This is a genomic window from Methylotuvimicrobium sp. KM1, assembly GCF_044788715.1.
GTDB lineage: Bacteria > Pseudomonadota > Gammaproteobacteria > Methylococcales > Methylomonadaceae > Methylotuvimicrobium.
Genome location: NZ_CP173170.1, coordinates 349,683 through 362,580, shown reverse-complemented (window position 1 = coordinate 362,580; position 12,898 = coordinate 349,683). Strand labels below are relative to the sequence as shown.

Sequence of the window (12,898 nt, the reverse complement as noted above, 5' to 3'; positions counted from 1 at the left end):
TTAATCAGCAAAAATAAATAATAGATGAATTTTACTCATCTTTAAGTGTTTTTTACTCGTTTGTGATTAGTCCTATGAAGCAGAAAAATAACAGTCAGATTTAACAAGAAGAGGTATCAAAAATGAATGTTATTTTACATGTGGATTCTAGTGTTAGAGCCATTTCGAATGCAAACCAAGAGCACGGCGGCTCCATTTCTAAAAAGCTGGCAAAAAAGTTTATTTCACGATTGAAAGAGGGAGTTAACATAGATGAGTATATTTATCGTGATGTCGGCGCAAATCCGCCTCAGTTTATTACTCAAGATTGGATAGGCGCAGTATTTACCCCGGAATCGAAAAGAACTTCTCAGCAACAGCAGATTTTGGCGCAGTCAGATGAGCTTATTGCTGAGGTCGAAAAAGCTAATTTCATCGTTATTTCATCACCAATGTATAACTACGGAATGCCTGCGCAGTTAAAAGCTTGGTTTGATCAAATCATACGCATCAACAAAACCTTTGATTTTGATTTGGCGCGCGGCGATAAGCCTCTGGCTCCTATATTGTTTGGTAAGACATTATTGATTATTACTTCAAGTGGTGAGTTTGGTTTTGAAAAAGGCGGAATAAACGAAGCATCCAGTCATTTAGTGCCGCATTTACGCACTTTGAGCAAGTACTTAGGCGTGACAGAAATTTACGAGATAGGGTCAGAATATCAGGAGTTTGCAGATCATAGGCATGAAAAATCATTGCAAATGGCCGAGTCTAAAGCCAATGAACTCGCTTCTGTATTGGCCGAAAAGCTGAGGCTAACGTCTGGAAAAGTTACCGAAAGCCATGCAACCCAAAGTGAAAGAGGCCTTGCACAACGTTTGGCGGGCTGAGACAAGGAAAGAAACCGGTCAAGCATTCGAGCATTGCGTTAAACGATTTAGCCCAAAATATCCCAAAGTTATGGAATGTTTAGCCAAAGATAAAGACTCGCTGTCGGCATTTTATAATTATCCTGCCGAAAACTGGCGGCATATTCGAACCACCATTGCAGAAGCTCAAGTTGCAATAAAATCTTATTCTGTACTGGTACTAATCCCTGGTCAGCTCCAATGCGAATGGGTGCTTAGGTGAATAAGTTTTTCGTACTTAACAAAGGTTGGCCGTGCGTATTGACGTGCGGCCAAGATTGTCCCGCTGAATGCTTGTATCCCCTTTAGCGCAGGCTATTTCTTAAACAAAGAAAGAGACCGCGCATCTCAATCCGTTACTTCTCTTAATAACGCAGCGAAGCGTTGTACGCCCGGTCCGGCAAAATCCGTGCGGGTTACAATCAAATACAAAGGTACTTCTCGGATCGAGCCTTCCTGTAATGGCAAGGGTTTGAGTAATCCTGCTGCCATTTCTTGGCGAATATGAGTTTCCGGTAACCAAGCGAAACCATAACCGTTTGCCACGGCCTCGATCGACGTGGCGATTTGGCTGACCGTCCAACGCTGATCAACCTCAACCGTCACCGCCCGTTGATCGCGTTTGCTGCCGGAATCGCGCACCACAATATGCCGGAATTTCCGTAGGTCGCGATAAGTTAAGGCATGCGATTGCTGGTGTAAGGGATGATCAACGTGGGCCACGGCTACTAACTTAACCTGTGTCAGCACATCCCCCAAAAAGCCCGGTGGCACCTGCGGCGAAATTGCCAGATCAACCTGTCCGCTCAATAGTGCATCCGCGGTGCCGCCCAATACCGATTCGATCAGTTCGACTCGTGTACCGGGACTCTCCCTGCCAAACCGGTCCAAACAAGCCAATAACGTAGCCGATGGAAACAGAATTTCAACGGCCAGCGTGATGGTGGCTTCCCAACCAGCGGACAACTTATGCGCCGCTTGCTCTAGTTCATTGGCTTCGTTCACCAACGCCAAGGCGCGCCGATAGAGCATCTGTCCGGTTGGCGTCAGCACGGATTTCCGCCCTTGAATCTCGAAAGCTTTGACGTTCAGCAGAGTTTCAATTTTTTGCACGGCATAAGTGACCGCTGACTGGCTTTTATTGAGCTTTTCAGCCGCTTGGGCGTAACCGCCCGCATCGACCACTTCGATCAGGGCGCGCCATTGTTCCAGAGAAATGTAAGGACTCACAGAAACCTATCGAATAAATGAATCATTATTAACCAATAATTATACTTTTTTATCGATCTATTAACGAGTTAAATAAGGCCACCGTTAATCCCAAAAAAAATCAGTTGAGCATTCTAAATTCCGTTCACCCTGAGCCCAGTCGAAGGGTGATTGGGATTTAGAATGCTCACCCAATGGGTGGCCCGTGAAATCCGTACATGCTTCGACAAGCTCAATACGAACGGATTCCACGCACTTCAACTGATTTTTTTAAATTAATCAAAGAGGAAAAATGCCATGACCACCTTACTGCAAATCCAATCCAGCTTGTTTTCAACGGACGGACAATCGAGCCAACTGAGCAATGCCTTTGTCTCCGCTTGGCAGCGCAATCAGCCTGATAGCCAAATCAAAGTGCGCGATCTGGCCTTATCGCCATTACCGCATCTGGATGCGGAACGCGTTACCGCCTTTTTAGCGCCAGAGGAAAGCCGAACAGCGATGCAGCAACAATTAGTCAAGCTATCGGATAACTTAATCAATGAACTCAAACAGTCGGACATTCTCGTCATCGGTGTACCCATGTATAACTTCGGCATTCCATCGACGCTCAAAGCTTACTTCGATCACATTGCCCGCGCCGGCGTGACGTTTCGTTATACGGAACATGGTCCGGAAGGTTTATTGGCGGGCAAAAAAGCCTATATCTTTGCAACGCGTGGCGGTCAGTACGCCGGAACCGCGCTGGATACGCAAACTGCTTATGTCAGGGATTTTCTTAGTTTTCTGGGGATTACCGATGTTGAATTCATTTACGCCGAAGGTCTGAACATGAGCGCCGATGTCAAAGAAAAAGCCTTGGTGGAAGCCAAAGTGAAATTGGCTGCACTGGCCGCGTAAACGCCGCAAACCTTCGGAATCGATAATGCGCATACAGTGTCGCGATTTTCCTAAAGGAGTTCATATGAAGACACGTATTCTTCAACAAATCATTCCGTCGATCGCTACCTCGGATGGCGGCGGCGTCAAGCTGCGCCGTAGTTTGGGACAAAACCAGAGCTTACGGGTCGATCCGTTTCTAATGCTCGATGAATTTTCTTCCAACAATGCCGACGACTATATCGCCGGATTCCCCAGTCATCCGCATCGGGGATTCGAAACAGTGACCTACATGCTGGACGGCCATATGCTGCATGAAGACCATCTGGGCAATAAAGGCGATTTGAAAAGCGGCGGCGCTCAATGGATGACGGCGGGACGCGGTATTATTCACTCGGAAATGCCGCAACAAGAAAGCGGACGCATGCGCGGATTCCAGCTTTGGATCAACTTGCCGGCCAAGGAAAAAATGAAGCCGGCGCGTTATCAGGATATTCAGCCCGATGAAATTCCGGTTCTTGTATTGCCGGACGACGGTGAAGTCAAAGTCATTGCGGGTTACGTAGAACTCGATGGCGCTACCGTTAGCGGCCCAATCCAGGGCTTGACGACCCAAGCGGTGTTTTTGGATATGAGACTACCGGCACACAGCCGGTTTGTCCAAGCCATCACTAAGGAGCACAATGCCTTTGTTTATCCCTATGAAGGACAGATTGAAATCGGTACTGCCGATCAGTCTCGCTCGTTGGCATCGCAGATGGCAGGCGTATTGTCTGGCGGCGATCGCATCGAGATTCGGACAACCGAACAACCAGCCGCTTTTCTAGTGCTTGCAGGCCGGCCATTACGAGAACCGGTGGAGCAATATGGGCCATTCGTCATGAATACACGAGACGAAATCGATCAAGCACTGAGCGACTATAGAAATGGGCAATTGGTATGAGCGCTGATTCAATGTTGAGCCCCGTTCTGTTCATTCCTCGCGGCGGCGGTCCGCTAACCTTTGCTGGATAATCCGAAACATCGGGCGTTAATCGATTTTCTACAAGATATTCGGCTGTAACGCCAAGGCCTTAACCAGGCTTGCTGATACCCAGAACCGTCATGCGATACTTTAGCGTTGACGGCTTAATCCCCAGTAATTCAGCGGCACCATCCGGCCCCCACACCCGCCAATCGGCGTGTCGCAGTGCAGCGATCAGATTAGCCTTTTCTCGTTCCCGCATCTCGGCCTCTGTGACAAAATCGGCTTCATCCGACGGTTCCGGGTTTGTCGTTATGTCTGACGTTATGTCGGCTGCATCCGGCATCGCCAGGTCGAAACGCGCCCGATTGCCGGTGCTCAGGATCACTGCGCGTTCGATGATGTTTCTGAGTTCCCGGATATTACCCGGCCAGCTATGCGCCATGAGTCGCTGCACCTGCTGATTTGATAAAGACATCGGGTCGCGGCCAAGCTCCGTACAGGTACGTTCCAGGAAATGCTCGGCCAGAAGTCCTATATCTTCACGGCGATGCCGCAATGGTGGAACCAGGATCGGAAATACACCTAAGCGATAATACAAATCTTCTCGAAATCGCCCGGCCTTTACTTCGGCTTCCAAATCTCGATTGGTAGCCGCAACAACCCGTACATCCACCTTGATCGTCCGCTCATCACCGACTCTCTCGAACTCCTTTTCTTGCAGGGCACGCAACAGCTTGCTTTGCAGGCTCAATGGAATTTCGCCGACCTCGTCAAGAAACACCGTACCGCCGTCGGCCAACTGCAAGCGACCGGCACGGTCACGATGCGCCCCGGTAAAGGAACCTTTCACATGACCGAAAAATTCGCTCTCGAACAAGTCCTTCGGAATGGAGGCACAGTTGACTTTAACCAGTGGTTTGCCGGCCCGCTCACTCCTATCATGGATGGCGCGTGCAATCATTTCTTTACCGACACCTGATTCTCCCAGAATCAGCACATTGGCCGGCGTTGCGGCGACGGCATCGATCTGGGCCATGGTACGTTGCAGTGTCGGGCTATTGCCAATGATGTCGCCAAAATCCGACACGGTTTTTATCTCGTCGCGCAAATAATCGCGTTCCTGCTCCAGTTGTTCTTTTAGCTGTTTGATCTCCTGAAACGCCGCTTCGCGCTGCCGCTCGATCTCCTTGCGTTTCGAAATATCCCGAAAAACCACCACCGCACCTTCTATGGAGCCATCCCGGCGGATCGGCGTACTGGTGTACTCGACAGGCACGGCGGAACCGTCGATATGCCAGAACACTTCGTCATCCACTCTATGCACTTCGCCGTCCTGTAATGCTGCGTAGATTGGACATTCAGTGTGTACATAAGGCGAACCATCCGGATACGAATGGTGATGAATATCATGCACCCGCTTTCCGATGACTTCCTCCGGATTCCAGCCCAGAATTCCCTTGGTTGCGGCATTACCGAATGTCGCTTTGCCCTTGCTATCGAGCCCATAAATCCCTTCGCCTGCGGCTTTGAGTATCAACTCGTGCATGGTACGCAAGCGACGAAGTTCATCAAGCGCCCGATTCAGATCCGTATTGCAAGTGGCTGCCAGGCCAAGCCCCGTCGATCCTGACTCAAACTGCATTGGCCAAGCCGATAGAAAGCCCTGAGTAATGCCGCTTTCGCTCAGCAGAGACACGGGGACGTCCTGTAGCGAGCTGCTTTCAAGGAGCGATCTCCGTAGTTTTTCTTCCAACGAGGAAGCTTCACTAAACAGATCTGAAATTGAAAAGTTATTACTGTCATCAGTGCTTAACAGACCAAACCTGGCACGCCAACCCCGGCTGAGGTGACGGCAAACCAAGTTTTCATCCAGCACAGCCAATAGCGCAGGTGCGTGTTGCATCAGCCATTCAATCATGAAGATCTCCTCAGTTTTTTCAGGATTAGGCCACAACTTTTTGAGTTCCGCAATTTGTTGAGGTGGCCTGGATTTTTTATCTCTTTGTTTTTAATAGAAATTCATCATGGCACACACTTTGCCATAGAACATGTGCAAGACAGGAGATTCCGAGATGAGCGCTAAATAGCGCCGCTGTATTGGCATCCATCGGATACCAATCTTCGACCTTATCTTAGACGCGGTATACGAATGACAGCCTTCAACTCGCTAATCACCCTAAATGTTAGCTTTTTATGTTACTCGACCTGTGGCGGAAGCCACAACAGGAGAAAACCATGAAAACCATTATTAAAACACTAGGTGCGGCAGCATCCCTGGCAGCGGCTATCTCAATCGCACTTGCCGACTTACCCAATCCCGGCATGCAAATCGAAAAGGGAAACACTGCGCTGGTTGTGACCGATCCGCAGAACGATTTCCTCAGTCCTAAAGGTGTTACCTGGGGCGTGGTGGGCAAAAACGTCGAAGCCAACCATACCGTGGAGAACATCGAGGCCTTATTCAAGACAGCGAAGACTGAAGGCATCCCAGTGTTCGTTTCGCCACACTACTATTACCCGCACGACCACGGTTGGAAGTTCGAAGGCGCGCTTGAGGCCCTAATGCACAAAATTGGCATGTTCAATCGCAAGGGCCCGCTGACGATCGAAGGCTTTAGTGGCTCCGGCGCTGATTGGCTGGAGCGTTACAAACCCTACATCAACGACGGCCATACCACGGTGACTAGCCCACACAAGGTCTACGGCCCGGAGACGAACGATCTGGTATTGCAGCTACGTAAGCAAGGTATTGACAAGGTGGTGCTGGCCGGCATGTCCGCCAACTTGTGCACCGAATCGCACATGCGGGAACTGCTCGAGCAGGGGTTCGAGGTGGCCGTCGTGTCGGACGCGACGGCGGCGGCCCAGGTCGAGGAAGGCGATGGTTACGCAGCAGCTCTAGTGAACTTCCGCTACATGGCCAACATGGTGTGGACCACCGAACAAGCCGTCAAAGCCATGCGGGCCAAGTAAGCGAATAAGCATCCAACAATGTTTTAAAAAACCTGTAATAAATCTGCTAGAGGACACGCAAATGAACAAAATCGAAATTTACTCAACGGATATATGCCCCTGGTGCAAGCAAGCAAAGGCGCTATTGAGTTCCAAAGGACTCGACTTCCAGGAGATTAACATCACCTCGAATCAAGCTCGTGCAATCGAGATGATCGAACGTTCGGGCCGCCGCACGGTGCCACAGATATTTATCGACGGCAAACACATCGGCGGATTTGACGATCTTTCCAAGCTCGACTTATCCAAGCGATTAGAAGTCAGTCAATGTAATTGATTGAGAGCAAGCCCCCAATCCTTAGGCTGAGGCTATTCCAAAGGCATCAGCCTTTGAGCGAAGTTTAGCCAAGAGGTGAAAACCATGAACGAAACAAGACCACCACTACCCCCTTATCGCGCCGAAACGGCAGCGCAGAAGGTTCGCCTGGCCGAAGATGCCTGGAATAGCCGAGACCCAGAAAAGGTTAGCTTGGCCTATACGCCCGACAGCAAGTGGCGCAATCGCGCAGAACGCGTTACCGGTCGCAAAGAAATAGTCGGGTTTCTGCGCCGCAAATGGGCAAGAGAACTGGACTATCGACTGATTAAAGAGCTGTGGGCGTTCACAGGCAACCGTATCGCCGTCCGCTTTGCCTACGAGTGGCACGACGACGCGGGCAACTGGTTTCGCTCTTACGGCAACGAGAACTGGGAGTTTGATGATAGTGGTCTGATGCGCCTGCGCATCGCCAGCATCAATGACCTGCCGATCAGTGAATCACATCGCCTGTTTCACTGGCCGCTGGGTCGTCGCCCCGACGGGCACCAAGGCCTTACCGAATTAGGTCTGTGACTAGCCGGTCGGTTCCTCAATTTTTTGAGTATCGAACCGTAACTTTTTATGTTCCGCAAATTTTTAAGGTGTTTGTTTTTTATATCCCATTGTTTTTATTAAAAATAAATCTGGCACAGCACTTGTAATAAAGCAAACGTACGACCGAATAGCCGCCGAAAACCGGCGGTTACCTCCGCTGGCCGGGTGGCTAGCGGAAATCACTAATCCCGCCTCAAACAGGCGGTCATTGATAAAGGAGAAAAACCATGTCACGTATTTCTATTCCAACCCTCGACAATGTCCCTGAAGCATCAAAAGCCACACTCGATGCTGTTCACAAACAACTCGGCACAGTCCCAAACCTGTTTCGTCTGATTGCAATCAGTCCGGCAACGCTAACTGCGTACACCAGCTTCCAAAGTGCCCTTTCCAGGAGTCTCGACGTCAAGACGCGTGAACGCATCGCGCTGGCGGTTGCGCAGGTGAACGGCTGCGACTATTGCTTGTCCGCCCATACCTATCTGGGCTTGAATCTGGCCAAAATCAGCTCAGAAGAAATCGCGCTGAACCGCAAAGGCGCGTCGACCGATGCAAAGGCACATGCTGCGGTGAGCTTTGCATCCAAAGTCGCACGCAACCGGGGCCATGTAAGCAACGCAGACATTGCACAAGTGCGGATTGCCGGTTTCACTGACGCCCAAATCGTGGAGATCATCGGTCTGGTTGCTGAAAACAGTTTTACCAACTACCTCAACGAGGTCGCCAAGACCGATATCGATTTTCCAGAGGTCAGGGCTTTCGAAGCAGCTTGATGGTAACTGGCTCGGGACAGATGTCCCGAGCCGTTTCAACGATTTTACAGGAGGCTCATCATGTCCTATGGTTTTCTCGACATTGCAATGACACCCAGTGTCCGGGCTGTGCAAAGGGAATCGGGTGCTGACGCTCTGTGGTCAAACTTTAAAGGGCATCGCGCCTTTGACCGTTTCACAGAGAACGAGGCTGCATTCATAGCGGATCGCGATAGCTTTTTTCTTGCCACGGTATCCGAAACCGGCTGGCCTTACGTCCAACATCGGGGAGGTCCACGCGGCTTCCTCAAACTGGTCGATGACCGCACGCTTGCCTTCGCCGATTACCGCGGCAACCGGCAATACATCAGCGTCGGCAACGCAAAGGCCGAAAATCGCGCTTGTCTGTTGCTCATGGATTATGCGCGCCGTGCCCGCTTGAAGATGTACGTGCATGTTGAAATCATTGCGCTCGATACCGACCCGGCACTAACACGGCTGGTTACCGTACCGAGCTATAAAGCCAAGATTGAACGCATCTTCCGCATGCGGCTTGAAAATTACGACTGGAATTGTCCACAACACATTACCCCCCGCTTCACTGAGCAAGAGATTGCCGAGGCTATTCGGCCGCTTCGTGAACGCCTGGAGGTACTTGAAACCGTAAATAATGAACTACGTACCTTGCAACCCATAGCGAATACTGATGAGTACTGTCCTGGATGAGAGGAATGTCCACGCTGTCTAACGGCATACAGCATGCTCAGGTACGCAATCCGAGAGATTCCCGTGATGATAGCTGGAAAGCAGCGGACAACAGCATATGGGATAAGTGTCACTGTGGTTGTCCAGGGGCTCTTCGCATTCTTTACATTCGGGATGAAAGCCCAAATCCGAACCCCCTTAACTCAGGGCATTGCAGCCAAGCAGTCGGTCAACGTCACGCTGATCAACCCGAGGCGACCTCAACCTCTTTGCCGATCCAGCATACAGTAAAAAGGGGTACTAAAATATCTATGCTAACCTGACCGTCTGGAATTCATTCAAGTGGGGGCATTCGCTGTGGCAATCTAGCGGTCCGCTTTTGGCCGGGTCGAGCCAAAGACTACTCAAGGTTGCTCGCCAAAAAGCTGCCATTCGTTGAGGATAGGGACGAAAAATTACGCAGACATCGCCAACGGCGGGTTCTGGCCGGTTGGGTCGGGTCGCCAAAGGCCGCTTTGTAGACCTCCAACCCGCACGCTCTGGATTTTGCTGACTGGCCGGTTTGGAGAAACGCGACAGGCAAAAATGGGTCGGAATCAGACCACCAAATTGGCTCGTTTATTGTTCCGGTTCTGTCAAAAGCACATAATCGTTAAAATTCCCCAGCTCCTTGGCTCGACTTCCGACCTCTCGCATTTTCTTATCGGCGAACATGAGTGCATCGACCGGCTCGTCTTTAATTCGCCGACACCTGTCAATCGAGCAACCGAGCCCTACATAAAATAGAGAAGTTATTTATGACCGAATCCTAAGTCATGGACAGCGTCCCTGCTGCCCACAACTTAACCACACTCTTGGACCTCGCGACCACGAAACCCACCGGTTCAATACCAGGTTGAAAAGATTGATCTTAAAAGACAGTTAATTCGAAAAAAAGCCAAAATTTGCTTAAGGGATTAGTTTGGCTTATTGACGACGACAGGCTAATGAGTGACCCCTTTCGCTGCTTTATAATGGAGCTTTCCGCTAAGAAGACATTCACAAAACTGTAAAGCTAAATCATATAAACAGAAAATATGTTGCTTCGACCTAATTAGCCCTGGCTTAGAACCGCATTCAAATCTTGCTTTGTGTCAGTGAATAGTAAGGTACTTTTGTTAAAGTGCTTGAGCTGGAATGGGAATAAGAACCAATCTTTACCATTGAACTTCAAGAAATCATGACAAAAAAGCCGTATTTCAAGAACTAAGAAACTGGCATTCCTTGTATATCAAGCAGGTATTGGAAGACTTGCGGGTCGACAGAGATGGTTTATCCACTCAACAAGCCCAGGAACCTCTTAATACCAGTAGTCCGAATCGTTTGCCATCGCCAAAAACGCGGGGCCTTTACTTCGTTTTCTGCTAGGAGAAAAGTATGAGTCAAAGAAATCGCTTGCAGTGGAGGGTTGCGCTCTTAAGTGGCGCTTTGTTTGTCGCTCTAGGCGTTTGGCTCTTTGGCGAGGTTTGGCGCTATGCCGGCGAATATGATAAGAATCCGTCTCATCGCAACTTGAAGAACCAATTGATGCGTCGAAAGTCAGACTCGATGCAAGATGTCCTCGATGCGATCGTTCGGGGCAGACTCAACCGTGTCAATGCCGCAGCCGTGGACATGGAAAGGTACGCCGCCACGATTGATGGCTATCTGTCCACAGACGTCTACGAGAAGCATGGCAAGTCCTTCAATGAAGCCATACACGACCTGAAACGAGCAACTGCACAAAGCGATGCAGAACTGACCAAGGAGGCAGCGCTTAGGCTCGAGCGATCCTGCTTAGAATGCCACATGCTGATCAATGCGCACAAGGGCCAACAGGTGCAGGGCAACGAATGAGCGAAGGCCAAAAATATAGGAAATTTAAAGGCATTTTCGAACCTATCCTGGCGAAAACGCCACTCCAAGCTGGCCTTCGTGGCAAGATTTTTTGATCGCTTCCTGGGCTTCTGAGAATGTAAAAACTCCTGACATTGCCTGTTTTCGAAATTGTAAACAATGACGGATTGGACGTCTGCTTTTGAGATAAATTTCTAATTTTCATTGAATTTCCAACGGTCTGTTTTGGCCGTGACCTGTCTGCCACTGGCTCCGTCAAGCTGTTGTTTTCTGAATAGGTTCGGAAAACGATTTTTTAACACTCCATTTCGTTTTAACTAATCCTAAATAGCGGCCAAGGCTTCTTTTTCGCTCACGACGGGAAGTCGCTCACGCGGTACTGGAATAGCAGCCTTCCAATCGGTTTCATTAATTAATCGAAATTCAGTGATGGCTTGCTCAATCGCTGCACGGTCGATTACGTCTACATCAAGAATGATGAATAGCCCTATACCGTAGGCATAGCTACGATCAACCCGGAAAGACTCATAAATAGTTGGTGGCGTTTCACGGACTATCTCGGATTCCAGTTTTTCCCACTGCTCGTAAAAAGTCAGTCCACTGAATTTCTCGTACTGCATCTTCTTACGCTCAATAAGTTTGTAACTCAAGACTTTACCGGTTCTGGAAAAATCCGCGGGCTCAAACTCTATATTGGACTCAGCAGCGTGTTCTTCTAGCGTCAACATTGCCGTCGTGCGTTGGTAAGCAAGCTCATGGGCCGCATCCCAAAATGCCTTGCGTGCTGTCACGATTTCCGCATTCCAGATTGTAAACCGATCTTGGCCGGGGAAATAGAAGTCAAACCACTGATTGTATAAATCCGGTCTGCCAGGTTCATCGAGAACCAAGTGGCTTGTGAACATCCCACCATATTCGTCAGAGTCGCGCCTAATTCGTCCTTTGAGACGGATGACCTCATTGCTGCGTTTATGCCGAGGCAGTGTAATGAAAGATGGGCGCTTTTTTTTAAATCGACGGGGCATCAATGTCCAGGGCGGTTATTTACATGATAAAGTGCGCTTAGTATTCATCGAACAAGTCCACATGTCTAGCTGTACGCTCAAAGCGCACTACATCGCCTATGATTTTGTATATCAGCAACCAATCCGGCTCAATGTGGGCATCTCTAAACCCTTTCCAGTCGCCTTTCAGTGGATGGGGGCAAGATAAGTTTGCTGGCAACGGCTTCGCTTCAATCAGTAAGCCTAATAATGTCTTGAGCTTACTCATGTCTTTACCTCGCTTTTGAGATTGCTTCACATCACGCTTAAACTGGCTGGAGGAGTCGGGCTGACGCATCAGATGTCAAGCTGTTCAAAGAGGTCACTAGCATCTTTAGCATGATGAATATCTTCACCGCGTTCATTCTTGGCGAGCGTTTCAGCAGTCAGTTTATTGGGAACGCGCATCTCGAAAGGCAGTGCTTTTTCCTTGGCAACCTTGGTCAAAACAATACGCACCACGTCGGATACGGTAAGCCCCATATCCGCCAGCACAGCGGTAGCTTCTTCTTTAAGTTTTTCGTCGATTCTTGCTCGTACATAAGCGGTGGCGGCCATATTCTTGCTCCTCTGTGGTTAAGGCAATATTGTAGCTCCAATGAACTACACTATACTAATCGACTAAGATGATTGGATTACCAATACGCGTAAGTACTGTTATGCAACAGCTTGTAAAAGATCGAGGTCAGACCCTGAGGTATCCCCACGAAATAGCC

The 12,898-nt window shown here is 49.4% G+C and carries 15 protein-coding genes and 1 pseudogene; 11 read left to right on the top strand and 5 right to left on the bottom strand.

All coding sequences use genetic code 11. The features are described 5' to 3' along the window. Positions 1 to 122 precede the first annotated feature (122 nt). Complete coding sequence (locus ACINK7_RS01640; RefSeq protein WP_404359431.1) at positions 123 to 869, top strand: FMN-dependent NADH-azoreductase; 747 nt, start codon at positions 123 to 125, stop codon at positions 867 to 869. Then, positions 802 to 1,023: pseudogene (locus tag ACINK7_RS01635) on the top strand (transposase); the annotation flags it as partial. The gene ACINK7_RS01640 and the pseudogene ACINK7_RS01635, both read left to right, overlap by 68 nt. A 212-nt stretch (positions 1,024 to 1,235) precedes the next feature. Here the strand turns inward: ACINK7_RS01635 and ACINK7_RS01630 are convergent. Beyond that, positions 1,236 to 2,117 (bottom strand): LysR family transcriptional regulator, encoded by an 882-nt coding sequence (locus ACINK7_RS01630; RefSeq protein ID WP_404359429.1) that lies wholly within the window; start codon positions 2,115 to 2,117, stop codon positions 1,236 to 1,238. Positions 2,118 to 2,393: 276 nt separating this feature from the next. Here ACINK7_RS01630 and ACINK7_RS01625 point away from each other — a divergent pair, with 276 nt between their 5' ends. After that, complete coding sequence (locus ACINK7_RS01625; protein WP_404359427.1) at positions 2,394 to 2,996, top strand: FMN-dependent NADH-azoreductase; 603 nt, start codon at positions 2,394 to 2,396, stop codon at positions 2,994 to 2,996. Between the two features lie 64 nt (positions 2,997 to 3,060). After that, positions 3,061 to 3,918, top strand: coding sequence for a pirin family protein (locus tag ACINK7_RS01620; protein ID WP_404359425.1), 858 nt, complete (start codon positions 3,061 to 3,063; stop codon positions 3,916 to 3,918). Positions 3,919 to 4,048: 130 nt separating this feature from the next. Here the strand turns inward: ACINK7_RS01620 and ACINK7_RS01615 are convergent, their stop codons facing one another. After that, entirely contained in the window at positions 4,049 to 5,860 is a 1,812-nt protein-coding gene (locus ACINK7_RS01615) for a sigma-54 interaction domain-containing protein (protein WP_404359423.1), read from the bottom strand. A 317-nt stretch (positions 5,861 to 6,177) separates the two neighbouring features. Between ACINK7_RS01615 and ACINK7_RS01610 the strand changes: the two genes are divergently transcribed. From ACINK7_RS01610 to ACINK7_RS01580, 7 genes are all read left to right on the top strand, one after another. Next, a complete protein-coding gene (locus tag ACINK7_RS01610; RefSeq protein ID WP_404359421.1) occupies positions 6,178 to 6,915 on the top strand; it encodes a cysteine hydrolase in 738 nt (245 codons plus the stop codon). Between the two features lie 61 nt (positions 6,916 to 6,976). After that, a complete protein-coding gene (grxC, locus tag ACINK7_RS01605) occupies positions 6,977 to 7,231 on the top strand; it encodes a glutaredoxin 3 (protein ID WP_404359419.1) in 255 nt (84 codons plus the stop codon). Positions 7,232 to 7,315: 84 nt separating this feature from the next. Further along, the gene (locus ACINK7_RS01600; RefSeq protein ID WP_404359418.1) at positions 7,316 to 7,786 is read left to right on the top strand and encodes a DUF1348 family protein; all 471 of its coding nucleotides are present in this window, start codon (positions 7,316 to 7,318) and stop codon (positions 7,784 to 7,786) included. Between the two features lie 248 nt (positions 7,787 to 8,034). Continuing rightward, on the top strand, positions 8,035 to 8,580 hold the full coding sequence (locus ACINK7_RS01595) for a carboxymuconolactone decarboxylase family protein (RefSeq protein WP_404359416.1): 546 nt from the start codon (positions 8,035 to 8,037) through the stop codon (positions 8,578 to 8,580). 60 nt (positions 8,581 to 8,640) lie between these two features. Beyond that, positions 8,641 to 9,285, top strand: a complete 645-nt coding sequence (locus ACINK7_RS01590) for a pyridoxamine 5'-phosphate oxidase family protein (RefSeq protein ID WP_404359414.1) — start codon at positions 8,641 to 8,643, stop codon at positions 9,283 to 9,285. Positions 9,286 to 10,527: 1,242 nt separating this feature from the next. Next, positions 10,528 to 10,671 carry a cation-transporting P-type ATPase gene (locus ACINK7_RS01585; protein WP_404359413.1) on the top strand — a complete coding sequence of 48 codons (144 nt, stop codon included), beginning with the start codon at positions 10,528 to 10,530 and terminating at the stop codon, positions 10,669 to 10,671. 9 nt (positions 10,672 to 10,680) lie between these two features. Beyond that, a complete protein-coding gene (locus ACINK7_RS01580) occupies positions 10,681 to 11,139 on the top strand; it encodes a hypothetical protein (protein WP_404359411.1) in 459 nt (152 codons plus the stop codon). A gap of 323 nt (positions 11,140 to 11,462) precedes the next feature. On the opposite strand, the gene ACINK7_RS01575 is transcribed toward ACINK7_RS01580, so the two are convergent. The 3 genes from ACINK7_RS01575 to ACINK7_RS01565 are packed head-to-tail and all read right to left on the bottom strand — an operon-like array spanning position 11,463 to position 12,740. Beyond that, the gene (locus ACINK7_RS01575; RefSeq protein ID WP_404359409.1) at positions 11,463 to 12,164 is read right to left on the bottom strand and encodes a hypothetical protein; all 702 of its coding nucleotides are present in this window, start codon (positions 12,162 to 12,164) and stop codon (positions 11,463 to 11,465) included. A gap of 37 nt (positions 12,165 to 12,201) precedes the next feature. Next, the gene (locus tag ACINK7_RS01570) at positions 12,202 to 12,480 is read right to left on the bottom strand and encodes a type II toxin-antitoxin system YafQ family toxin (protein ID WP_404359407.1); all 279 of its coding nucleotides are present in this window, start codon (positions 12,478 to 12,480) and stop codon (positions 12,202 to 12,204) included. Then, on the bottom strand, positions 12,480 to 12,740 hold the full coding sequence (locus ACINK7_RS01565; protein WP_404359405.1) for a type II toxin-antitoxin system RelB/DinJ family antitoxin: 261 nt from the start codon (positions 12,738 to 12,740) through the stop codon (positions 12,480 to 12,482). Before ACINK7_RS01565 ends, ACINK7_RS01570 begins: the two co-directional genes overlap by 1 nt. Positions 12,741 to 12,898 lie beyond the last annotated feature (158 nt).